The sequence below is a fragment of the Bradyrhizobium sp. Unk1 genome (assembly GCF_059512345.1).
Genome location: NZ_JCAMOP010000001.1, coordinates 25778 through 49339, shown reverse-complemented (window position 1 = coordinate 49339; position 23562 = coordinate 25778). Strand labels below are relative to the sequence as shown.

At 64.7% G+C, this 23562-nt stretch carries 20 protein-coding genes; 13 read left to right on the top strand and 7 right to left on the bottom strand.

Annotated elements, in window-relative coordinates:
- Nucleotides 1–18 precede the first annotated feature (18 nt).
- Together AC5ZFO_RS00220 and cydB are read left to right on the top strand one after the other, a co-directional pair.
- Nucleotides 19–1428: a cytochrome ubiquinol oxidase subunit I gene (locus AC5ZFO_RS00220; protein WP_496120995.1), complete on the top strand. Its 1410-nt coding sequence runs from the start codon at nucleotides 19–21 to the stop codon at nucleotides 1426–1428.
- A 2-nt stretch (nucleotides 1429–1430) separates the two neighbouring features.
- A complete protein-coding gene (gene cydB / locus AC5ZFO_RS00215; protein ID WP_282518450.1) occupies nucleotides 1431–2417 on the top strand; it encodes a cytochrome d ubiquinol oxidase subunit II in 987 nt (328 codons plus the stop codon).
- Between the two features lie 96 nt (nucleotides 2418–2513).
- Here cydB and AC5ZFO_RS00210 read toward each other — a convergent pair whose 3' ends face one another.
- Nucleotides 2514–3761, bottom strand: coding sequence for an oxalate decarboxylase family bicupin (locus AC5ZFO_RS00210; protein WP_282518449.1), 1248 nt, complete (start codon nucleotides 3759–3761; stop codon nucleotides 2514–2516).
- 247 nt (nucleotides 3762–4008) lie between these two features.
- Here AC5ZFO_RS00210 and AC5ZFO_RS00205 point away from each other — a divergent pair, with 247 nt between their 5' ends.
- The gene (locus AC5ZFO_RS00205; protein WP_496120993.1) at nucleotides 4009–6300 is read left to right on the top strand and encodes an FdhF/YdeP family oxidoreductase; all 2292 of its coding nucleotides are present in this window, start codon (nucleotides 4009–4011) and stop codon (nucleotides 6298–6300) included.
- A gap of 11 nt (nucleotides 6301–6311) precedes the next feature.
- Here AC5ZFO_RS00205 and AC5ZFO_RS00200 read toward each other — a convergent pair whose 3' ends face one another.
- The 4 genes from AC5ZFO_RS00200 to AC5ZFO_RS00185 all read right to left on the bottom strand — a co-directional run bounded on the left by AC5ZFO_RS00200 (nucleotide 6312) and on the right by AC5ZFO_RS00185 (nucleotide 12848).
- Nucleotides 6312–8036 (bottom strand): PAS domain-containing sensor histidine kinase, encoded by a 1725-nt coding sequence (locus tag AC5ZFO_RS00200; protein ID WP_282518447.1) that lies wholly within the window; start codon nucleotides 8034–8036, stop codon nucleotides 6312–6314.
- A gap of 99 nt (nucleotides 8037–8135) precedes the next feature.
- Nucleotides 8136–8552 (bottom strand): thioesterase family protein, encoded by a 417-nt coding sequence (locus AC5ZFO_RS00195; RefSeq protein ID WP_496120991.1) that lies wholly within the window; start codon nucleotides 8550–8552, stop codon nucleotides 8136–8138.
- Nucleotides 8539–11679 (bottom strand): efflux RND transporter permease subunit, encoded by a 3141-nt coding sequence (locus AC5ZFO_RS00190; RefSeq protein WP_282518445.1) that lies wholly within the window; start codon nucleotides 11677–11679, stop codon nucleotides 8539–8541. The genes AC5ZFO_RS00195 and AC5ZFO_RS00190 overlap by 14 nt, the downstream gene beginning before the upstream one ends.
- The gene (locus AC5ZFO_RS00185; RefSeq protein WP_282518444.1) at nucleotides 11676–12848 is read right to left on the bottom strand and encodes an efflux RND transporter periplasmic adaptor subunit; all 1173 of its coding nucleotides are present in this window, start codon (nucleotides 12846–12848) and stop codon (nucleotides 11676–11678) included. Before AC5ZFO_RS00185 ends, AC5ZFO_RS00190 begins: the two co-directional genes overlap by 4 nt.
- Nucleotides 12849–12871: 23 nt before the next feature.
- Between AC5ZFO_RS00185 and AC5ZFO_RS00180 the strand changes: the two genes are divergently transcribed.
- Entirely contained in the window at nucleotides 12872–13276 is a 405-nt protein-coding gene (locus AC5ZFO_RS00180) for a hypothetical protein (protein WP_282518443.1), read from the top strand.
- Nucleotides 13277–13614: 338 nt separating this feature from the next.
- Here the strand turns inward: AC5ZFO_RS00180 and AC5ZFO_RS00175 are convergent, their stop codons facing one another.
- A complete protein-coding gene (locus AC5ZFO_RS00175; protein WP_282518442.1) occupies nucleotides 13615–13956 on the bottom strand; it encodes a hypothetical protein in 342 nt (113 codons plus the stop codon).
- A 306-nt stretch (nucleotides 13957–14262) separates the two neighbouring features.
- Here AC5ZFO_RS00175 and AC5ZFO_RS00170 point away from each other — a divergent pair, with 306 nt between their 5' ends.
- The 9 genes from AC5ZFO_RS00170 (at nucleotide 14263) to AC5ZFO_RS00130 (ending at nucleotide 22258) form a co-directional block, all read left to right on the top strand.
- A complete protein-coding gene (locus AC5ZFO_RS00170) occupies nucleotides 14263–15048 on the top strand; it encodes an alpha/beta hydrolase (RefSeq protein WP_282518441.1) in 786 nt (261 codons plus the stop codon).
- 164 nt (nucleotides 15049–15212) lie between these two features.
- Complete coding sequence (mdcA, locus tag AC5ZFO_RS00165; protein ID WP_496120987.1) at nucleotides 15213–16859, top strand: malonate decarboxylase subunit alpha; 1647 nt, start codon at nucleotides 15213–15215, stop codon at nucleotides 16857–16859.
- Between the two features lie 9 nt (nucleotides 16860–16868).
- Entirely contained in the window at nucleotides 16869–17186 is a 318-nt protein-coding gene (gene mdcC, locus AC5ZFO_RS00160; RefSeq protein WP_496120985.1) for a malonate decarboxylase acyl carrier protein, read from the top strand.
- Nucleotides 17183–18121: a biotin-independent malonate decarboxylase subunit beta gene (locus tag AC5ZFO_RS00155; protein WP_282518439.1), complete on the top strand. Its 939-nt coding sequence runs from the start codon at nucleotides 17183–17185 to the stop codon at nucleotides 18119–18121. The genes mdcC and AC5ZFO_RS00155 overlap by 4 nt, the downstream gene beginning before the upstream one ends.
- Nucleotides 18108–18830, top strand: a complete 723-nt coding sequence (gene mdcE, locus AC5ZFO_RS00150) for a biotin-independent malonate decarboxylase subunit gamma (protein ID WP_496120983.1) — start codon at nucleotides 18108–18110, stop codon at nucleotides 18828–18830. Before AC5ZFO_RS00155 ends, mdcE begins: the two co-directional genes overlap by 14 nt.
- Entirely contained in the window at nucleotides 18805–19485 is a 681-nt protein-coding gene (gene mdcG, locus AC5ZFO_RS00145; protein ID WP_282518437.1) for a malonate decarboxylase holo-[acyl-carrier-protein] synthase, read from the top strand. Before mdcE ends, mdcG begins: the two co-directional genes overlap by 26 nt.
- Entirely contained in the window at nucleotides 19482–20363 is an 882-nt protein-coding gene (gene mdcB / locus AC5ZFO_RS00140) for a triphosphoribosyl-dephospho-CoA synthase MdcB (RefSeq protein WP_282518436.1), read from the top strand. Before mdcG ends, mdcB begins: the two co-directional genes overlap by 4 nt.
- Nucleotides 20360–21310, top strand: a complete 951-nt coding sequence (locus tag AC5ZFO_RS00135; protein WP_282518435.1) for an AEC family transporter — start codon at nucleotides 20360–20362, stop codon at nucleotides 21308–21310. Before mdcB ends, AC5ZFO_RS00135 begins: the two co-directional genes overlap by 4 nt.
- Nucleotides 21311–21319: 9 nt before the next feature.
- Complete coding sequence (locus AC5ZFO_RS00130) at nucleotides 21320–22258, top strand: ACP S-malonyltransferase (RefSeq protein ID WP_282518434.1); 939 nt, start codon at nucleotides 21320–21322, stop codon at nucleotides 22256–22258.
- A 191-nt stretch (nucleotides 22259–22449) separates the two neighbouring features.
- Here AC5ZFO_RS00130 and AC5ZFO_RS00125 read toward each other — a convergent pair whose 3' ends face one another.
- A complete protein-coding gene (locus AC5ZFO_RS00125; protein WP_496120981.1) occupies nucleotides 22450–23496 on the bottom strand; it encodes a helix-turn-helix domain-containing protein in 1047 nt (348 codons plus the stop codon).
- Nucleotides 23497–23562: the final 66 nt, after the last annotated feature.

The following is a 23562-nucleotide window of genomic DNA, read 5'->3' as shown; positions in this document are numbered from 1 at the left end:
CGAACGGGAGAATGTCCGATGGACCCGACGGCGCTCCTTCTGTCGCGGCTGCAATTCGCTTTCACCATCTCGTTCCACATCATCTTCCCGGCGTTCACGATCGGGCTTGCCGCCTGGCTCACCGTGCTCGAAGCGATGCACCAGTACAGTGGCAAGCCCGTCTACCGGACCCTGTTCGCGTTCTGGCTGAAGATCTTCGGCGTGGCGTTCGGCATGGGCGTCGTATCGGGCGTGGTGATGGCGTTCCAGTTCGGAACGAACTGGAGCGTGCTCTCGAAGATGTCGGGCCCGATCCAGGGTCCGCTGCTCTCCTACGAGACGTTCACCGCCTTCATGCTGGAGGCGGGCTTTTTCGGCATCCTCATCTTCGGCCGGCCCCGGGTGCCGCCCTGGTTCTACCTGTTCTCCACCGCGATGGTGGCAGTTGGAACGACGCTCTCCGCATTCTGGATCATGGTCAACAACAGCTGGATGCAGGTGCCGACCGGCTACGTCCTGCAGAACGACCAGTTCGTGCCTGATGACTGGACGCAGATCATCTTCAATCGCGTGGTCTGGGTCCGGTTTCCGCATATGCTGCTCGCGTCCTACCTGACCGGCGCGTTCTGCGTGGCGGCAACCGGCGCGTGGTATCTGCTGCGGCGGACCTATCGCGCCGAAGCCCATGTCATGCTGCGGATGGGACTTGCGCTTGCCGCGGTGCTGCTGCCGGCCCAGCTCTTCATCGGGCATCTTGTCGGCGACTATGTCCACGATTACCAGCCGGCCAAGTTCGCCGCGATCGAGGCGCGCTGGCATGACGAGCAGCCGGCCTCCGAGGTGCTGATCGCGATCCCGGATTCGAGCACCGAATCGAACAAATATGCGATATCGATTCCCGTGCTCGGGAGCATCATCGGCAGCATGAGCCTGACGTCGAAAGAGGTCGGCCTCACCAGCTTCGCGCCGCAGGACCGGCCGCCGGTGCTGATCCCGTTCTTCACCTTCCGCATCATGGTCGGCTGCGGCTTCGTGATGCTGGGATTAGCCTGGCTCGGGACCTGGCTCGGCCTCAAGCATCGGCTCGATCGGAACCGCCTGCTGCTGTGGGGCATCTTCCTCAGCTTTCCGCTGCCGTGGGTCGCGATCCTCACCGGTTGGTACACCGCGGAAGTGGGGCGCCAGCCATGGACGGTCTATGGCGTGTTGCGGACTGCGGACGCCGTGACGCCGTTCCTGACCGCGTCGGCTGCGATGACTTCCTTGATCCTGTTCGTCGCGGTCTACGCCTTCATCTTCTCGTTCGGGACGTATTACATCTATCGGCTGCTGCGTGCCGGCCCGGCGGGACTCGGCGGCAGGCCGCTCCACGTTCCCGTGCCCAATCGGCCGATGTCGCTCGCCGATCAGGTGCCGGCCGCACGCAGCTATCTCGGGGCGGGAGAATAGCCATGGTGATGTACTGGGTTGCCCTTCTTGCCATCAGCATCCTGATCTATCTCCTCCTCGACGGGTTCGATCTTGGCGTCGGCATGCTGTTCAGCGCGGCCGGCGGCGAGTCGCAACGGGATGCCATGCTGAGCACGGTCGCTCCGGTCTGGGACGGCAATGAAACCTGGCTGATCGTCACGGGCGTGATCATGTGGGGCTCGTTTCCCGTGGTCTACGCCATGGTGATGTCGGCCTTCTATATCCCTGTTCTCGTGATGCTGCTCGGATTGATCCTGCGCGGCGTGGCGTTCGAGTTTCGCGGCAAGGCGCTCAGTTCGCGCTGGGTCTGGGACGTCAGCTTCGTCGTGGGCTCGTTTGCCGCCAGCTTCATGCAGGGCGCGATGGTCGGCGCTCTCGTCGAAGGACTCCAGTTCTCCAACGGCGATTATACCGGCGGAACGCTCGGCTGGCTGACCGCATTTTCCGCCCTGTGCGGGGTCGGGCTCTGCTTCGGCTATTCGCTGCTCGGGGCCTGCTGGCTGGTGCGGAAATGCGACGGTCCCGTTCGGGATGCCGCACGGCGCCAGATCCCGCCGCTGGCGATCGGCGTCCTGGTGTTCCTGGTGGTCGTCTTTGCGTATGCGCTTGCCGAAAACCTTCCGATTCTGCAGCGCTGGACCGACCGGCCCTATCTGTTCGTGTTTCCCGTGATCGGCGCCGGTGCGGCCGCGATGCTGGCCAAAAGCATCCTGCGCCATGACGACTATTGGCCGTTCCATATGGTCGCCCTGATCTTCGTCGCGGCTTTCGCCACGCTTGCCCTGTCGTTCTGGCCCTACATGATTCCGTTCGTCGTCACGATCGACGAGGCCGCGGCGCCTCATGCAAGTCTTGCATTCATGTTCTGGGGTGCCGGCCTGTTCGTATTCCCGCTGATGCTGCTCTATGTGGCAATCGGCTATCGCGTCTTCCGCGGCAAGGCGGCCCCTGCTGCCGATCACTACTGACGGCTGCACGCTCGAAGTTGCCGTGAGCTGTCACGGATAAAAAGAAAGGCGCCGGTTTCGGCGCCTTTCTCGTTCAGAACCCCTGCGGGTCCTGGTTCAGGATTTTGGCATGACGCCGGGGCTGTTGTCCGGCCATTGCGCGATCAGCTTCTCGTCGATGTTGAAGTGCTGGGCGACCAGTTTGGGTGGCGTGTGCGTCAGCCAGTTGGAGAGCGACACCTCCTCGTAGCGGGGCGCGCGAAACACGCCGACGAACTGCAGCTCGGTGTCCCCGACGTTCTCGACATAGTGGCCGAGATTGCGCCGGACATAGCCGATGTCGCCTGCCGCGAAGTCCGTCGTCAGTGCATTGGGGCCGGTGTCGAACACCGTCATCCGCGCTTTGCCCTTGATATAGTACTGCCATTCGTCGGCATTCGGATGCCAGTGCATTTCCCTGATAGCTCCCGGCGGCATCGACACCAGCGCCGCAGCGACGGTGGTGGCAACCTTGAAAGTGGCGCTGTCGGCGACGCGGATGCTGCCGGCGGAGCTTTCCTTCACCGGGGCCGAGCCGCCGAGCGAGTGGACGAAGGGGTAGGGCGGCGCTTCGGCGTGCTTTGCGACGGCTGCGCGATCCGCGGCGAGATCGCCGGGCACCGTCCCCTGGAAGATCCAGCGGTTGTGCAGCGGGATCGTGGCGAAGGCTTCGGCCGGAACACCGAAATTCTTCGCCAGCACCTCGGGCGGCGTGTGGGCGAACCAGTCGGTGACCAGGAGCGTGTTGAATTCATCGGCGTGGCCGTCGTCGAAACAGATCACGAACTCGCAACCATCGGGGCCCAGGCCCTGCAGCGAATGCGGTGCGCCCGGTGGAAAATACCAGAGGTCGCCGACTTTGAGGTCGCCGACATAGGGGCGCCCCTGCGTGTCGAGCACGGTGACGCGGCAGGAGCCGTAGGTCAGGATCGCCCATTCGGCCGCCTGGTGCCAATGCAGCTCGCGGATGCCGCCGGCGGCCAGCCGCATGTTCACGCCGGAGATCTCCTCCGAGATGGCGAAATCCTTGACTGTGACCTGACGGGCCCAGCCGCCATTCTGGATGCGCCTCGGCGCATTGTTGAACGAGGCCCAATCCATCGGCAGGCCGCCGACGTCCGTGGGGGGCGGGCTTTGGGCTGAGGGGAAGTGCTTGGCAAGGTCCGGATCTTGAGGACCAGGATCGGACAGGCTTCCGGGGCTCTTGGCGTTCACGGCGCCTTGCGGCGGCTCGTCCGGATTGCCGAAAGTTGCGGCCTGCGCGCTGGAGCCGACCATGGCGGCGCCTGCCGCGGACATGGCCAACAAATCACGTCTTGAGAACATTTTGGGTCGCTCCTGAAAATGTCGAAAGCCCTCCGTAGCGACGGGGCTCCAACTGACAAACCTAGTTTCCGGTCTCCGTTTCAGCTTCCGTGAACGCGCTCTTTTTGTCGGAATGCACTGGCTGGTGCGGTCGGCCGACGGGCTCAGAACGTGTGCAATTGCGAAATTCGGCTTCGTTTTGAAAAGACGGCTCGGCCCGCGCGATCCTTAACTGGCCCGGAGAATTGCCATATCGCGAGATATCGAGATGACCACGAAATCGGTTCGTCCCTATCGTGAACCCGCCGGCGGCTGGGGCGCGCTCAAGGCGCTCAGCGAGGCGCTTCTGGTGCAGCGGGCGCCGCTGAAGGGCGCAGCGACGCTCAGCAGGATGAACCAGCCGGAGGGCTTTGATTGCCCCGGCTGCGCCTGGCCCGATCCGAAGCACACCTCGTCATTCGAATTTTGCGAGAACGGCGGCAAGGCGATCGCCTGGGAGACGACATCGAAGCGCTGCACGCCCGAATTCTTTGCCGAGCATACCGTCACGGAGCTCGCGAGCTGGAACGATTACGATCTCGAAATGGTCGGCCGGCTCACCCATCCGATGGCCTATGACGCCGCATCCGACTGCTATCTCCCGGTGCAGTGGAGCGATGCGTTCGCCATGATCGGCCGCGAGCTGAATGCGCTGCCGGATCCGAACATGGCGGAGTTCTATACGTCCGGGCGAACCTCGAACGAAGCCGCCTTCCTCTATCAGCTCTTCGTGCGCGAGTTCGGCACCAACAACTTTCCCGACTGTTCGAACATGTGCCACGAGGCGACCAGCGTCGGCCTGCCGGAATCGCTCGGCGTCGGCAAGGGCACCGTGCTGCTGGAGGATTTCGACAAGGCCGATTGCATCTTCATCTTCGGCCAGAATCCGGGCACCAACAGCCCGCGGATGATGACCAGCCTGCGCAACGCGGCCCGCCGAGGCGCCTCGATCATCTCGTTCAATCCGTTCCGCGAGCGGGCGCTGGAGCGTTTCCAGGCGCCGCAGAGCCCGGTCGAGATGATCACGCTGGGCTCGACGACGATCAGCTCGAAGCTTTTCCAGGTGCGTGTCGGTAGCGACGTCGCCGTCCTCAAGGGGATCATGAAGATCCTCGTCGAAACGGACGAGGCCGCCCGTGCTGCCGAGCAGCCGGAGATACTGGACTGGGAATTCATTCGCGGGCACACCGCCGGCATCGAAGCGCTGATCGACGATCTCAAGCGAACGCAATGGCCCGACATCGAGCGCCAGTCCGGCCTGACGCGCGAGGACATGGAATATGCCGCCGGCGCCTACATGAAGGCGGAGCGGGCCATCCTTGTCTACGGCATGGGCATTACCCAGCACCAGCGCGGTGCGCACAACGTGCAGCAAATCGCCAATCTTGCGCTCTTGCGCGGCAATGTGGGGCGCGACGGCGCCGGCGTTTGTCCGGTTCGCGGTCATTCCAACGTGCAGGGCGACCGAACCGTGGGGATCACGGAGATCCCCAAGGCGGATTTTCTCGAGCGCCTCGAGCACCGCTTCGGCTTCAAGCCGCCGAGCACGCCGGGACACAACGTCGTGACGGCATTGGAGGCAATGATCCGCGGCGAGGTGAAGGTCTTTTTCGCGATGGGCGGCAACTTTGCCGCGGCCATACCCGACTGGCAGGCGACCCAGGCCGCGCTGCGCAAGCTCGATCTGACCGTCCACGTCTCCACGAAGCTCAACCGCAGCCATCTGATCCATGGCCGCGCCGCCCTGATCCTGCCGTGCCTCGGGCGAACCGAGATCGACATTCAGGAATCGGGACCGCAGTCGATCACGGTCGAGGATTCGATGTCGATGGTCCACGCCTCGGGCGGTCGCAACCAGCCGGCATCGGAGCATCTTCTCAGCGAGGTCGCGATCATCGCAGGCCTCGCCAAGGCGACGCTCGCCCAGCGCACGGTGGTCGATTGGGACGGCTTTGTGGGCGACTACGATCGCATCCGGGACGCGATCGAGGCCGTCTTCCCTATCTTCGAGAGTTACAATGCCCGTATCCGCATTCCCGGCGGCTTCCATCTGACCTCGACCGCGCGGGAGCGGATCTGGGCAACGCCGTCCGGCAAGGCAAACTTCCTGGTGTTTGAGGGCTGCGGCGAGGACCCGCCGCAGGCCGATCCGGATTTCCTGTGGCTCAGCACGATACGGAGCCACGACCAGTACAACACGACGCTCTACTCGTTGTCGGACCGCTATCGCGGCGTCTTCGGCCAGCGCGACGTGGTCTTCCTCAACGAATATGAACTGAAGAAGCGTGGGCTCGCGGACGGCGATCGCGTCGACCTGATCACGGAGTCGACTGATGGCGCCGAGCGGATCGTGCGCGACTTCCGCGTGGTGGCGTATTCGTTTCCGACCGGCTGCTGTGCCGCGTACTATCCGGAGACCAATCCGCTGGTGCCGCTCTATGCCCGCGATCCCCTCAGCTTCACGCCGTCATTCAAGGGCATCCCGATCCGCCTGGTGCGCTCGACCGCCCCGGCGGAATAGAGCGGGCGGGGTCAGGCGTCGGCGTCCCGACCGGATGGCGGCGATGACGCCGACGTCGAGATCGGCAGCGTAAACCAGAACCGGGCGCCGCGATCTGCACCAAGGCCTTCGGCGTCGATCCGGCCGCCATGCGCTTCGACGATGGACCGGCAGATCGGCAGTCCCATGCCCATGCCGGACTCCTTGGTCGTGAAAAAGCTTTCGAACAGCCGGCCGGCATGTTCGACGGAGATGCCGGGACCGTTGTCCTCCACGGAGCAGTACAGGGTCGTCGCGTCCTGCGCGGCGGTGGTGATGACGATCCCGCCATGGTCGCGTCCCGCCTGCGTCATCGCCTGCACGGCGTTGATCGCCAGATTGACGATCACCTGCTGGAGCTGGGTGCGGTCGCCGATCACGAGTGCAGCTTCCGTGTGGGGCCGGTGCAGGATCGTTACACCGCGGGATTCCATCTCGTGGCGCAGGAACAGAAGCGCCTCGCGAATGACACCGTCAAGCGACAGAACGGTACGCTCCGGCGCCTTGCGCGAAGCCATCCCGTGAACACGCGCCACGATGTTGGCGGCCCGCCTCGTATCCGTGACCATATTTTCGATTGTGCTGCGGACCTCGGCCATGTCGGGAATGGGCCTGTTCAGCCAGCGCAGCCCGGCAGCGGCGTTGGTCGCGATGGCGGCCAAAGGCTGGTTGACTTCGTGCGCGATGGAGGCGGTGAGCTCGCCGAGCATCGAGACGCGCGCCGCATGCGCGAACTCCGCCTGCACCTGCCGAAGCCTCTCCTGGGCACGGACGCGTTGCGAGATGTCGATCGTGGCGACCAGGCTTATTTCGAGATCATTGATTGGACCGACGCGGGCCGTTGTGAAGAGAACGTCGACGACGCGGCCGTCCCACGTCACCATCTTGGTTTCTTCCTCGAAGTTCGTTTCACCGCGAAAGCGGGACTCCATGGCGCGGCGGAACGTGTCTGGACGTTCCTTCCAGGTCTCGACCATTGAACGCCCGACATAGCCGTCGGCGCCGCTTCCGAAGATCTGGATGGCCCGCTCGTTGGCCTCCTGAAATGACAGCGCGTCCATGCACGTCCGGAGGAAATCGGGATGGCTGTCGAAATAGGGGGCGAGATCCGTGATGCCTTCGGCGCGCAGTTTCCGGAACAGCACCACCAGCCTGCTGGCATCGAGCTGGCGAAGCGCGATCGGCATGCGGCTGAACAGATGGCGATAGCGCTGCTCGCTCCGCTCCAGCTCGGTGTGGGCCTTCTTCTGGTCGGTGATGTCCATGACCGCCCCGACGAACTCGAACTGACCTCGGTCGTCGGTCATTCCGCGAGCGACGACGCGGATATGCTTGATCGAACCGTCGCTCATGACCAGGCGCTGTTCGAGGGCGATATCCTTCCGGTCTTTCACAGCGCGGTCGATCGCTGCGCGAACGGACTCGAGATCGTCTGGATGCGTGCGCTTCAGGACGACGTCGAGCGACGGGCGCGATGTCGGCGCGAGATCGAAGATTCTGAACGTTTCATCCGACCAGAACAGCTCTCCGGTCTCGACATTCCAGCCGAAGCTGCCGGTTTGGCTGAGCTTCTGCGCTTCGGCGAGATAAGCGGCCTGGCTTTGCCGCGACGCTCTTTCATTGCGCCGCGTGACCTTCATGGTCCAGTTTGGGAGCACACGGCGCCACCATCGCTGGGGCTGTACGGAATCGGAGCCATCCAGGCGTTCGAGCGTCATGCGATAGGTCTACCGCGCCGCCGGTGAACGGTCTTTTGCGTTTTCGCAACCGCTTTGCCAAAACGCACGACGCCGAGATCGGGCTCGGTGCTTTTGGTTTCAGACCAGCGCCGCGGTGGGCCTCGTCACGCCGAATCGCCTTTCGAACTCGGCGACATCGACAACGCCGCGACGATGGGTCCCGCCGCCGATCTTGCGGCCGCCGTCCCAGGCCTCGACTGCGAAGAAGACGCTCCTGGCTTCGATGGCGACGACCCGTGCGACCGCGCGCACGGTGCGGCCGACCGGCGTCGCCGCCAGATGACGGACGTCGACCATCATCCCGACGCTGACATAGCCGGCCGGCAGGGACGGCTGGATCGCCGATCCCGCCGCCATCTCCATGTGCAGGATCATCATCGGCGTGCCGTAGACTTCAGGCATTCCCGGGACCACGTGGCCGACCGTCATCTCCGCCGTGACCGTCACCAGCTTCTCTGCCGTCATGCCGGCGGTCAACTTCTCAAGCGGATTCATGGCTCAACGTATCTGCCTCGGTCGTGGATGGAGTGGGGGTCGCGGCCGCTCGGGGCTTGCGCCCGGTCAGCCAATTGCCGAGCCGGTCGAGATAGAGATAGACGACGGGCGTGGTGTAGAGTGTCAGGATCTGCGAGAGCATCAAGCCGCCGACGATCGTGTAGCCGAGCGGCTGGCGCAGTTCGGCGCCGGTGCCGTTGCCGAGCATCAGAGGCACACCGCCGAGCAGCGCGGCCATGGTCGTCATCAGGATCGGTCGGAAGCGGAGCGTGCAGGCCTGGTAGATCGCTTCCTCAGGGCTCAGCCCGTGCTTGCGCTCCACCTCGAGAGCGAAGTCGACCAGCATGATGCCATTCTTCTTGACGATGCCGATCAGCAGGATGATGCCGATGATGGCGATGACGCTGAGATCCATGTGGACTGCCAGCAGCAGCAGCAGCGCGCCGATGCCGGCGGAAGGCAGCGTCGACAGGATCGTGATCGGATGGATCAGGCTCTCATAGAGGACGCCGAGGATGATGTAGATCACGATCAGCGCCACCCCGATCAGCAACGGCGTGCCGGACAGGGAAGACTCGAAGGCTTGCGCGTTGCCCTGGAACGAGGTCGACAGCGAGGCGGGCTTGCCGGTGTCCTTCTCGATCTTCTGGATCGCCGTTACCGCGTCGCCAAGCGCGACGCCGGGCCGCAGGTTGAACGAGATCGTGACGGAGGGAAACAGGCCCTGGTGATTGATCAGAATCGGCGCCGGCATGATGACGCTGTGGACCAGCGTGCTCAGGGGGACCTGCTGGCCGGTCGCCGAGTTGAGATAGATGTCCTTGAGCGCGTCGGGCCCATATTGGAAGGCTGGATCGACCTCCATGACCACGTGGTACTGGTTCAGCGAGGTGAACATGGTGGAGATGATGCGCTGGCCGAAGGCATCGTCGAGGGTGTTGTCGATCGTCGTGGGCAGGATGCCGAAGCTCGAGGCGACTTCGCGATTGACGGTGACCTGCAGCCTCGGGCCGGCATTGGCCTGGTCGCTTGCGACGTCGGTGATGAGGTCGAGCGCGCGGAACTTCTCCAGGAAGAGCGCCGACCAGTGGTTGAGTTCGTTGGAATCGGCGTCCGTCAGCGTGAACTGATACTGCGTCTTCGACAGGCGTGCGCCGATCGTGATGTCCTGGGCCGACTGCATGTAAAGCTTGATGCCCTGGATGTGGGCGAGCGGGGGTTCCAGCCGAGCGATCACCTGGTCGGCGCTTGCCTTGCGTTCGGGCTTCGGCTTCAGGACGATGAAGATGCGTCCCTGGTTGAGGGTCGCGGTCGGCCCGCCTGGACCGATATAGCTGGCCACCGATTGGATCGCCGGATCCTTCGACAGCACGTCGACGACCGCCTGCTGTCGTTCGGACATGGCGGGGAAGGAGATATCCTGGGCAGCCTCGGTGATGCCGATGATCTGTCCGGTATCCTGTTGCGGGAAGAAGCCTTTCGGGATGATCACATAGAGATAGCCGGTCAGCGCGATGGTCGAGAGCATCACGAGCAGCGTCACGAAGCGATGGCGCAGCACGACGCGCAGGCCGCGCGCGTACAGCGCAAGCAGGCCGTCGAAGCCGCGCTCGAACAGGAGATAGAGCCGGCCGTGCTTTTTCCGCGAGTCGTCCTTGAGGAGCCGCGCGCACATCATCGGCGTCAGGGTGAGCGAAATCACCAGCGACAGCAGCAGCGAGGCGGTGATCGTGACCGCGAATTCCTGGAAAAGCTTTCCGACATAGCCGCCCATCAGGAACAGCGGAATGAAAACGGCGATCAGGGACAGGGTGATGGAGACGATGGTGAAGCCGATCTCGCTGGAGCCCTTGAGCGCGGCCTCCATCGGGGTCATGCCCTGCTCGAGATGGCGCACGATGTTCTCGATCACCACCACCGCGTCGTCGACCACGAACCCGACCGCGATCGACAGCGCCATCAGCGAGAGGTTGTCGAGGCTGTAGCCGAGCACATAGAGGATCGCGAAGGTGCCGATCAGCGCCAGGGGAACAGTGATCGCCGGGATGACGGTGGCCCAGAAATTCCTCAGGAACACGAATATGACCATCACCACCAAGGCAACGGTCAACATCAGCGTGAATTGCACATCGGAAACCGCGGCTCGAATCGTGGCGGTGCGGTCGGCGGCGATCGTCACCTTGATCGCCGGCGGAACGGAGGCCTGCAGCTGCGGCAGCAGTTTCTTGATGCGATCGACGGTTTCGATGACGTTGGCGCCGGGGATGCGCTGGACGGCCAGGATGATGGCGGGGTCCTTGCCGTACCAGCCGGCCAGCAGGTCGTTTTCGGGCGCCTCGATCGCCGAACCGATGTCGCGCAGCCGCACCGGCGAGCCGTTGCGATAGGCGATGATGAGGTTTTCATAGGCGGCGGGCTTCAGCAACTGGTCGTTGGTATTCAGCGTATAAGTGACGCGCGGGCTGTTGAGCGTGCCCTTGGGCAGGTCGACATTGGCGCCGGCGATCACGGTGCGGACGTCTTCGAGGCCGATGCTGCGGGCGGCCAGCGCCTGCGGATTGACGCGGATGCGGATCGCGGGCTTCTGCTGGCCGCCGATCCCGACCAGGCCCACGCCTGGCACTTGGGAAATCTTGGGCAGCAGGATGTTTTCCGCGTAGGCATCCACCGTGGTCGTCGGTAGCGAGTCCGACGTCAGCGCGATCAGCATGATTGGCGTTTCCGCCGGATTCACCTTCCTGATCGTCGGCGGGTAGGGGATGTTCTGCGGCAGGAACGGGCTCGCGGCATTGATCGCGGAGAGCACGTCGACCGCCGCGCTGTCCACCGTGCGCGACAGCTCGAACTGCACCGTGAGCTGGGCGACGCCGAGTGCGCTGGACGAGGTGAGCTGCGTGACGCCGGGGATCTGGCTGAGCTGCTGTTCGAGCGGCGTGGCGACCGACGAGGCGATGGTCCCCGGGTCGGCGCCGGGCAGTTGCGCCGAGATCTGGATCGTCGGGTAATTGACGTTCGGCAGCGCGCCCACCGGCAACAGGGGATAGGCCGCGAGGCCGCACAGCAGCAGGCCCGCCATCAGCAGAGCGGTTGCAATCGGCCGCTGGATGAAGAGCGCGGACAGGTTCATGGGAGCGCGTCCTGCACGGAGCTTTGCAGGTCGGCTTCGCGCGCGGCCTTGCCGTGCAGCTCCCGAACCTGGCTTCCTTCCGTCAGCCGATACTGACCGTCGACGACGACGGTCTCACCTGATTTCAGTCCCTGGTCGATCAGGGCCTGCCCATCGCTGATCTGTGCGACGTGAACGGAACGCAAGGAAGCGGTCTGGTTGGGGGCGACGACATAGACATAGCTTCCGTTCGGGCCCTGCTGGACTGCGGAGCCGGCGACCGTCAGCGCATCCTTCTCAATCTTCAGCAGCAGCCGGGCATTCACCAACTGTCCCGGCCACAGCCGGTGCTCGTGATTGGCGAATGTGGCCTTGAGCTGGACGGTGCCGGTCGTTCCTGCGATCTCGTTGTTGACGAGCAGCAGCGTGCCTTCGCCGAGCTTGATCTTGTTGTCCTGGCTGTAGGCGATGACTTTCAACTGGCCCTTTGCAGTGTGTTCCTGGATCACGGGCAGATCCGTCTGCGGAAGGGTGAACAGCAGCGAAATCGGCTCGATCTGGGTGACGACGACGAGACCGTTGGCGTCGGTCGGATGAATCACGTTGCCGACGTCGATCTGGCGGACGCCGGTGATGCCGGGAATGGCCGATGTCAGGCGCGTATAGCTGAGCTGGACGTTGGCCTCGTCGATCTGCGCCTGGTCCGCTTTCACGGCGGCCTTGAGCTGGGCCACCTGCGCGGTCTGCGTGTCGATCAGCTGCGGGGTCGCATAGCCCTTGTCGCCGAGTTTATCGTAGCGGGAGAGATTGGCTTCGGCATTGGCGAGCTGGGCCTGATCTCGATCGCGATTGGCCGTCAGCTGCTCGATCTGGGCCTCGTAGGGACGCGGGTCGATCTGGGCGAGCAGATCTCCGGCCTTGACGGTCTGTCCCTCGGTGAAGGCGATCTTGACGATCTGTCCCTGAATCTGGCTGCGCACGACATCGGTGTTGTAGGCGATCACGGTGCCGATGCCGCGCAGATAGATCGGAACGTCCCTGCCGGTGACCGCGGCGGTGACCACCGGTACGGCCGCGGGCACTGGCGCGGTGGCGACGACCGGCTTCCGGTCCGCGGCGAAGAACCAGAGGCCGGCTCCGACGAGGATCGCGGCGAGAGCGACAAGCGCGATGGCGGGATTTCGTTTCATGAGAGCGTCCTGGATGTCAGGGATTGCTTGAGCCGCCGATCGAAGGCGTGCTGCCCGTTGCGGCAGGGCCCTGCACCGGGACGGACGGACTGAGTCCGGCGCCGCCGAGCTCGGTGGCTCCGAGCGGAACCCCGACGCGTCCGACCGTCGATGCCGACGGCAGGGGCGACGCCGCCGTGATGCTGCCGTTGCAGGTGACGGATGAGCCTCCGGACAGTCCGCCGCCGTCGAACAAGGCTCCGGACGAGGCGGTATTGCCGGATCCGGCACAACCCGCCGTGCTTTGCGCCGGATTAAGCGGCGAAATGCCGGGCGTCGCGATCTCGGTCGATCCCAGCGGAACGCCGACGGGCCGCGTGGATTGCGGATTGAGCGGCGACGTCGCCAGCATGCCGGTGGAAGGCTGCGTTCCCGGCATGGTCGTTTGAGCGATTGTCGCTGCCGGGACGAGCCAAAGCATGCCGGCCGTGAGTGCCACGGCCGGCTGCATCAGGGCGAACCGGCGCGAGCCGGATCTTCCCGAGCCGACGTCGTTCGATGAGTGCTGCTCTCGCATGGAAGAAGCTCCGGCTGAATGCTGTCGAGCACTAGAAAGGTGCGGAGCTGCGGGGTATTTCCAGAATGCACGTCCCGCTCCCCGGCAGCACGACGACAACGGGCATTCGACGTGCCGTGAGCGGGCATTCGTCTTCGTTCGGCCGCATCGCCGCGTTGCCTCGCCGATAACGGCGCCATTGGCCGGCTTTGGCTTCGGTCTTCTTTTTCGCTATTTCAGAATGTCCCGCACATGCGCGAGTTCGCGGCTGCATGTGCCTGTGTCGCCGTTTTGATCAGCGGTCCGCGCGCGATCAAGCGAGTCCAGCGCATCCGTGAAAACCGCTCCGCGGCCGCCCTCTGCCTCTGCAATCGAGCGAGGCGTCGGTTGATGACTGCGCAGCGCGCTGAGGCTCTCCCGCTGCCAGCCGTGGGCGCCCGCGTCTTTTTCTATCGCTTGATCCAGCTGGATCTGGGTCTGCGCGATGTCGTCTGCACAAGTGCCTGCACGCGCGGGCGAAGCTGCGCACAACAGGATGAGAAGCGCGATCTGGAAATTTGCCGTGGATGTCATGTGTCCGATCCCATGCATGGAGTTCAAACAGCGTCAGATTCGACCTCTTGAATGACAAAGTCGATCGTTCGTCTTTCGTGTTCGAACGCCGACCGTTCACAGTAACGAGAGGTCTGTACGCCTGACATATGCGCTGCGTTTTGAAGTGGGCGCCTTAGCTAGGCAGCGTCCCGAGGATGCACGAGGAGCCGTTGTCTCGATCGGCATGTCCCGACGTGCGAAGTGGCAAGGGCCGTTGTTTGCCGAAATACGCCGGCAGGCGTCGACACTACTGTCGCACCATTCCAACCCCGGAGTGATCCCGACATGAAACACCTCAACGCTGGCCTCGCCTTCGCCGCCACTCTCTCCCTGTTCGCGACCGTCGCCCCGGCGCGCGCTGAACCCCCGAAGAACATCGTCCTGGTGCACGGCGCCTGGGTCGATGCGTCCGGCTGGAAGCCGGTCTACGAGATCCTGACCAAGGAAGGATTCCGCGTCAGCATGCTGCAGGAGCCCGAGACGTCGTTTGGCGATGATGTCACGGCGGCGAAGCGGCTGCTCGATCTCCAGGGTGGCCCGACGCTTCTGGTCGGCCACAGCTATGGCGGCTCGATCATCACCGAGGCGGGTGTTCATCCCAATGTGGTCGGTCTGGTCTATGTTGCCGCGCATGCGCCCGACGTCGGAGAGGACGAAGGGGCGCTGGGCAAGAAGACGCCGAGCGTACTTGGAAAGACCGAAGGCGCCATCAAGGTCACGCCCGACAAATTCACCTATCTCGATCCCGTGCAATTCCCCAAGCTATTCGCGCCCGATCTGCCGCGCGAGCAGGCGGAGTTCGAATCACGCTCCCAGGTTCTGGCCGCGACGCAGGTGTTCACCACGCCGCTGACGGCGGCTGCGTGGAAGACCAAGCCGAGCTGGGGCATCGTTGCCGGCAACGACCAGATCATCAATCCGGACCTCGAGCGCTGGTATTACGAGCGCGCCAAGAGCCACACCACCGTGATCCCGGGCGCGAGCCACTCGGTCTACGAGTCGCATCCGAAGGAAGTGGCGGAGATCATCACCCGTGCCGCTCGCAGCATCGATCAACCGGCCACCCGCTGACGCGTTTTGCCGGTCCTGACGCACGGCCGGCGGAAGGAAGGACGGCGGGAGAGACAGCACTCCCGCCGGCCCGACTGCCCTCTGGAGAATTCCATGAGCATGATCGAGACGACCGGCATGGTTCCGGATCGGAGCGGAGCCAACGCCGCAAAGGGGCCAAGGTCATGACGAGCTGGCAGAACAACCGCGCCGCGCGCGATGCCCGCATTGCGGCCGGTGCCGGACTTGCCCACGGTAAGGTCGTGGAAGCGTCGGACGCTACGCGTCTGCTGGAGGCCGTGATCCGGCCGGGTGACCGGGTTTGCCTGGAAGGCGACAACCAGAAGCAGGCGGATCTCTTGAGCCGCGCGCTGCTGGCGGTCGATCTGTCCAAGGTCAACGACCTGCACATGGTGCAGTCGGGCGTCGTTCTCCCCGAACATCTGGACCTGTTCGACCGCGGGGTCGCGAAGCGGCTGGACTATGCCTATTCCGGGCCGCAATCGGCGCGCATCGCGCGCATGCTGTTCGGCGGCAAGATCGAGCTGGGCGCGGTTCACACCTATCTCGAACTGTTCGCGCGCTACTTCATCGATCTCACCCCGCACGTCGCCCTGATCGCCGCCGTCAGCGCCGACCGTGACGGCAATCTCTACACCGGTCCGAACACCGAGGACACGCCCACCGTGGTGGAGGCAACGGCGTTCAAGGACGGCGTCGTGATCGCCCAGGTCAACGAGATCGTCGAGACGGTTCCGCGGGTCGATATCCCGGCGGACCGCGTCCATTTCGTCGTCAAGTCCGACAAGCCGTTCTTCGTCGAGCCGCTGTTCACGCGCGATCCGGCGGCGATCACCGAGGGGCAGATCCTGACCGCGATGCTCGCGATCAAGGGCATCTACGCGCCCTATGGCGTGCAGCGGATCAATCACGGGATTGGCTTCAGCACGGCCGCGATCGAGCTTCTGCTGCCGACGTTCGGCGAGAGGCTGGGCCTGAAGGGCAGGATCGCAACCCACTTCGCCTTGAATCCGCATCCCGCGCTCATTCCCGCGATCGAGTCCGGTTGGGTCCGGCAGATCCACTCGTTCGGCTCGGAGGTCGGCATGGACGACTACATCCGGGCCCGATCCGACGTCTATTTCACCGGTCCCTACGGCTCGCTGCGTTCCAACCGCGCCTTTTGCCAGACCGCCGGGCTCTATGCCTGCGACATGTTCATCGGCTCCACGCTGCAGATCGATCTCCAGGGAAATTCCTCGACCGTCACCGCCTCGCGCATCGCCGGGTTCGGCGGCGCGCCCAACATGGGCTCGGATGCGCGCGGGCGCAGGCATCCGAGCGAGCCCTGGCTGAAGGCCGGCGCGGAGGCCGATCCGGACAGCCCGGCGCCGTTGCGCCGGGGCCGCAAGCTGGTGGTGCAGATTGGCGAAACCTTCGGCGACAAGAACGTCCCGTTGTTCGTCGAGAAGCTCGATGCGATCGAGCTCGCCGAGAAGCTGAACCTCGAGCTCGCGCCGGTGATGATCTACGGCGACGACGTCACGCACATCGTCACCGAGGAGGGGGTGGCGAACCTCCTGTTGTGCCGTACGGCGCAAGAACGCGAGCAGGCGATCCGCGGCGTTGCCGGATACACCGATGTCGGTCGCGGGAGGGATCGCAGCATGGTCGCGCAGCTGCGCGAGCGCGGCGTGATCCGGCGGCCGGAAGATATCGGCATCAATCCGCTCGATGCGGATCGCAACATGCTGGCGGCGCGCTCGATCAAGGATCTCGTGCGCTGGTCGGGCGGGCTCTACGCGCCGCCGTCGAAATTCAGGAACTGGTGAGGACAGGCCATGGAAGATCTCAGCTTTCACCACCCGGTTCGCGAGCGCGCGGGCGGCATCAGGCAGAGCGCGATCGTCGGCGTGGTCGCCTCGGGCAATCTGGAAGTGCTGGTCGAGCGCGTCCTGCCGGATGCGGAATGCGCGGTCGAGATCAAGACCGCGGCGATGGTCTTCGGCGAAGTCTGGAGCGCCGTCATTGGCGATTTCGTCGAGCGCTATTCGCCCGGCGGGCTGAAATTCTCCATCAATGACGGCGGCGCGCGGCCCGACACGGTCTCGCTTCGGCTGGCCCAGGCGGTGCGACTGATCGCGGGGAGCGACCGATGACCGCGCCGCTCTCGCACATCGCCCCGGCCGAGCGGGCCCGCAGCACAAGCTTCAACGAGGCATCGGCGCGGACGAGGCTTGATCTGCTGCTTGATGCCGGCAGCCTGGTCGAGTTCATCGGGCCGGAACAGCGCGAGGTCAGTCCGCATCTGGAGATATTCGGCCTTCCCGAGCAGTTCGATGACGGCATCGTCGTCGGCCATGGCCGCCTCGGCGGCGCGCCGGTGTTCGTCGCCGCGCAGGAAGGGCGCTTCATGGGAGGCGCCTTCGGCGAGGTGCACGGTGCCAAGCTCACGGGGCTGCTCCGCGCAGCGCGCGAGATCGGATCGATCCCCGTTCTGATCCTGCTCGATACCGGCGGGGTCCGGTTGCAGGAGGCCAATGCCGGTGAGCTCGCCATCGCCGAGATCATGCGCGCGGTGATGGAGGCGCGCAGTGCCGGCGTGAAGGTCATCGGCCTGATCGGCGGGCGCTCCGGCTGCTATGGCGGCGGCGGTCTGATCGCAGGCTGTTGCTCCGCGCTCGCCGTGTCGGAGGCGGGACGCATCGCGGTTTCGGGTCCCGAGGTGATCGAGACCAATCGCGGCGTCGAGGAGTTCGACTCCCGTGACCGTGCCCTGGTCTGGCGCACCATGGGCGGCAAGCACCGGCGGCTGCTCGGTGCGGCCGACGTCTTCGCCGATGACACCGTGCAGGATTTTCGCGAGGCCGCGCTCGAGTTGATCGGGTTGATTGGCCCCTTCGGCCTCGACCGGCTCAAGGCGGAGCAGGGGCGTCTGGCCGACAGGTTGCGCCGCTTCGGCGCTTGCCAGGACGCCGTCGATGTCTGGACGGTGGAAGGTGTAGCGCATGCGGAAACGGTGCCGGAATTGCCGGCCGACCAATTCATTGCGCTCGCTGACAGGATCGGGAGGAGCAGCCGTGACGCTCGATGACATTCTCGCCTCGCTGTTTCCCGACGGCCACGAGGTCAGGAACGACAATGGCGTCATTGCCGGCGCGGCGACGCTGCGGTCCAGCGGCAGGATACTCGTGATTGGTGTTTCTGATCGGACTGCACTCGGCGTCGACGAGGCGATCAGACTTTCCGCGCACGTCCTGGACTCGATCGACCGGGGGAGCGGACCGATCGTGGTGCTCGTCGACAGTGACAGCCAACGCATGAGCAAGCGGGACGAGCTGCTCGGGCTCAACGAGTTCCTCGCGCATCTGGCGAAAGTGCTGATCCACGCGGACATGCACGGCCGCCCGACCATCGGTCTTCTCTACGGCCATTCGGCGGCGGGCGCCCTGCTTGCGACGGGCCTTGCGACGCGGGTGCTGGTCGGATTGCCCGGCGCCTCTCCCGCCGTGATGGATCTGCCGTCGATGGCGAAGGTCACCAAATTGTCGATGACGGCTCTTGAGGAGAAGGCCAAATCGACGCCGGTGTTCGCGCCGGGGCTCTCCAATCTCGAGCAGATGGGTGCCGTTCATATGACATGGAGCGACGCCACCTCACTCGCAGACCAGCTTGAGGCGCTGCTCGCCGACATGCCGGCTGCGCGGGATCGAAGAGATGCGCTCGGCAAGGAGCGCGGTGGCCGGCCGAAGGCCGCCGATATCGCGGAGCGCGTTCGTGACCTTGCCCTGCAAATCCGGTGAACCGCCGGCCGGTCGCCACGACCTCGTCTTTGTCAGCCCGGAGGGCTGGCGGGCGCTCCTCGAGATGCGTGCCGATCTCGCCGCCGATCCCCTGGTCGGGTGTTGGCCCGTCATGGGTTGGCCGACGATCAGGCGGCGCGCGCTGCCAGGCGAGGCGACCGGCCTCGCTTTGGGCCTGCCGCTGCCGCCCTCTGCCGGCAAGAAGCGGCTCTCCTTTCTGGCGGATGTCGGCCATGTCGTTTCGGTTGCGAGACCGCCCTCGCTGCTGGAGGTGCGTGCCTCGGCGCCGCGTCACTGGTGGTTGACGCTCGATCGACTCGACGAGCTTGCACTCCGGCATGCGGTGGATGTGCGGATATTCGGCAGCCTGGCCTGGCAGTCGCTGACCGGGCTCGATTACGTGACCGACCGCTCCGATCTCGACGTTCTGCTCGCGTTCCACCGCGAAACGGATCTGGATCGTCTCGCTGCCGATGTGGCCGCAATCGAGACCGAAGCACCGATGCGGCTCGATGGCGAATTGATGCGCGTGGATGGTGCGGCGGTGAACTGGCGCGAATTCCACGCCGGCGCGAGCGAGCTTCTGGTCAAGACCATCGGGAGCGTGGCCGTGCTCGACAGGGATCGGTTCATTTCGGGAGCGACGGGATCATGATCACCGCGGCCGCACGGGGTGCTGAACCGCTCGTTTCGTACCGGACGCGAAGGGTCGCCGATACCGCAGCCATCGGCGACGTCGCCGCTGATTGCCTCGTCATGGAGCTGGAAACCTGGCCGAAGCCGGGACTCGTGAGCCATGTCGACAATGGCAGTCACGACGACATGGATGCCGGCATGTTTCGCCGCAGCTCTGCGGCCATCAGGCCTTACTTTCAACGGCTCGCCGATGCGGGCGCGCTTGGTTGCGGCATGGGACGGCTGAGGATCATCGGCCTGGAGGCCGAACGTGCAATGCTCGCGGCGACCTCCGGCATCAACACCCATCGCGGCGCGATCTTCGGACTCGGGCTGTTGTGCGCGGCGGCGGGTGCGAAGGTCGGCGGATTGGTCGATCCCGGGCTGCCGCTCGGCGATGTCGTGGCACGCGTCTGGGGCGGCAGCATCCTCGACGGTCCGGTGTTGCTGCACAGCCATGGCAGCACCGCGCGCCGCCGCTATCACGCGGGCGGCGCGCGTCTTGAGGCCGCGAACGGATTTCCCAGCGTCTATCGGATCGGCCTGCCTGCCTTGCGCAGGATGACGCCGGCCGTGCCCGCGGAAGCGGAAGCCGCCCGGGTCGAGGCGTGCTTTGCCCTGATCGCGTCCGTTGAGGACACAAATCTCCTGCATCGCGGCGGGCTCGACGGCCTTCGCTTTGCACATCGTGCCGCGCGTCATTTCATCGACGCCGGGGGCGTGCGTGCGCCCGGCTGGCATGCATACGCGCAATCGATCCATGAAAGCTTCGTCGTCCGGCGTCTCAGCCCGGGTGGATCGGCCGACCTTCTTGCGATGACGCTCTTCGTCGACGCCCATGAAAGGCCGATGCCATGATGTCCAACGCGATCCTGATGGCGCTGGTGCCGGTCTTCTTCGTCCTGTTGCTCGGATACGCCGCCGGCAAGTTTCATGTCGTCGACAATCTTCACGTCGACGCCCTCAACGCACTCGTGATGGATTTCGCCGTGCCGGCGTCCCTGTTCGCCGCGACCGCCTCGGCGTCGCGCAGCGAGATGATCGAGCAGGTTCCGCTCTTTCTGGTGCTCGGTATAACGATGTCGTTGCTCTATGCCGCCTGGTATCTTGCCGCGCGCAGGTTGTTCAAGGTGTCGCGGCCCGATGCGTCGATTCAGGCACTCACGGTTGGCTTTCCAAATCTTGCCGGCGTCGGTCTTCCAATCCTGACATCCGTCGCGGGACAGGCGGGCGCCGTTCCGGTCGCCGTCGCATTGGCAACCGGTTCGGTCCTCATCAGCCCGGTGACCCTGATCATGGCGGAAATGGACGCCGCCAGGGCCCGCGGCGAGGAAATGGCGGCGCGGCAGATGCTGACGGCCGTGGGACGTGCGATCACCAAGCCGGTCGTGCTCGCGCCCGTGTTCGGCATCCTGTTTTCGGTGTCGGATCTGAGTCTCGACGCGCTCGCTCATGCCTGCCTCGCCCTGATCGGGAGTTCGGCCGCCGGCGTCGCGCTGTTCCTGACCGGAGCCATCCTGTCGGCACAGTCGTTCCGCCTGAACTGGAAGATCGCGGCTGCAACCGTGGCCTCGGACATGGTTCGGCCGCTCGCGGCCGTTGCAGTCACTCACGTCTTTCCAATCGCTCCCGACACAGCGAGGACGGCCATTCTGCTCGCCGCGGTGCCTTCTGGCTTTTTCGGCATCCTGTTTGCGGTCAACTACCGGCTGGACTCCGCAGCGGTCGGATCGATGGTCATTTCGAGCACCGGATTCAGTGTCGCGACCATGGCGGTCGCGATCGCCGTGCTCTTTCCGCACTAGGCGGCGACCATGACACTTGCGATCCTGTGCTCGGGACAAGGCGGACAGCATCGGGACATGTTCGCCCTGACGGGCGATGCGCCGGAAGCGACGCACCTGTTTGCACATGCGGCAACGTTGCTGGGCGGCAGGGATCCGCGCGATTTCGTGCGCAGCGAATCTGACGAGGCTCTGCATCGCAACCGGTCCGGCCAGATTCTATGCACGTTGCAGGCACTGGCCGCCGCTGCCGGGCTCAGGGACATCATTCCACATGGCGCCATCATCGCAGGCTACAGTGTCGGTGAGGTGGCGGCATGGGGCGTGGCAGATTTGTTCGAACCGGTCCTCACGCTCGACCTCGCAGTGCGCCGCGCGGAAGCGATGGACGCCGCCACCTGCGCCGGTGACGGGCTGATCTTTGTCCGTGGTCTTTCACATAACGATGTGACCCGCCTTTGCGAGCGCCACGGCGCGGCGATCGCCATCGTCAATCCAGGCGATGCCTTCGTGATCGGCGGTGGCCGGAAGGCATTGAACGGGATTGCCGGAGAGGCGAGGGCGATGCGTGCCACAAGGATCGTCGACCTGCCGGTTGGGGTTGCCTCCCACACCGGACGGCTCGCCGAGGCGTCGGTCGTGTTTCGCGAAGTCTTGCGGTCGGCGCCGGTGGCGTTCCCGCCGGCTGCCGGCGCGCGCATCCTGAGCGGCGTCGATGGCGGTTCGGTCGTCTCCGCCGAGACGGGCCACGACAAGCTCGCCGCGCAGATCTCGCAAACCGTGCAGTGGGGAAATTGCCTGCAAAGCTGTCTCGAAGCGGGTGCCACGGCATTTCTCGAATTTGGACCTGGACATGCACTGAGCCGGATGGTTGCGAGCGTCGAGCCCGGCCTTCCGGTGCGGTCGCTGGACGATTTCAGGAGTCTTCAGGGTGTGCGTGACTGGCTTGCGCGACATCTCAGCGACTGAAATGGCAACAGCTTCGTTTCGGAATCGGACGGACGGCGCTCCGAATCGGCGCGGCGAGGTCAAAAAAAGGGGCCGTCCTTGTGGGGAGGACGGCCCAATGCTCGCATGCCTGGGAGGAGAAGGCTCGAGCCGTGACTTGGGGTCTCAGTCACTAACACTGCCAGCATCGCCGATCCGGCGTGCAAAGTATTTCACGTCCCCACGCTGTTTCTCATTTCGCATGATTCACGAAGGTCCGCCGGCAGGACATGAGACACCGGCTCGCGTGACGGAACCGGGTCGCATTCAGCGAGCCTGGGTGACGCCAATGCGTTCCGGCTGGTGCATCGCCAACGTGCCGGCGTGTCGCCTGTCAGACGTTTGAAGACGGTCGAGAAATGCGCCTGCGTGCAGAAACCGACGGCCAGCGCCGCCTCGACCAGCGGCGTCTCGGTATTCGACAGGAGAGATTTTGCATGCTCGATGCGCTGTTGCAGGAGATACTCGCGCGGCCGGTATCCAGTCGCGGCGCGAAACTGCGCGGCAAAGTGCATCCGGGACAATCCCGCGACGCCGGCGAGGTCGGACAGGCTGATGGGGTGGTCGAAGCGCGCCCTGACATACTCCTCGACGCGTCGGAGCCGCCATTTCGGCAAGGCGTTGACTTTCGTGCGCGGGGGCTCGCGCCGAGCAACGTGCATCGCCAGCGTCTGGGCGATGCAGCACGCAAATTCGCGATCGGCCGAATGGCCTTGTTCGGTCAGCGCCTTTGCGAGCTGCTCGGCGAACGGGTCGCGCAACAGAAGGAGATCGTTCAGGCATTCGGGCGCGAGCGGCTCCGTTCCCTGCTGTGGAGATGGAAAGCAATTGGCCGAGATGTGGAAGTGCAGGAAATCGCAAGGCGCGAGAAACTGCGCGCGGAGCGGCTGCGACGGCGCGCCGACATAGAGCGTGCCTGCCGGCATGGCGCCGTCGAAAATGGTCTGACTGCCTCTGGTCAGCTTGAGACGTGTGCTCTTCAGGGCGATGGCGAAGAAGTACCGGTCGGGAGGTGTCGTTGCATCCTCGCGCCTGACGGCCGTCTGCGCATAGGTAAAGCGCGAGATCGTGATGTCCTCGCGCGCGACTCCTACGCGTTGCTCGGGCTGGCGCCATTTTCGTTCGTGGGGGAATGCGCGTGCCCCCTGAGAGAAATCCGGTTCGCGGGCGCCGGGTTGATGTGTCAATCGGGCGCCGGCCGCTTGCATATCGGTGAGCATCGTTCGTCCCGTCGTTTGGATTCCGCTGCCGCCGTGACGGCTGCTGAATGCCATTGGTTGACGCTC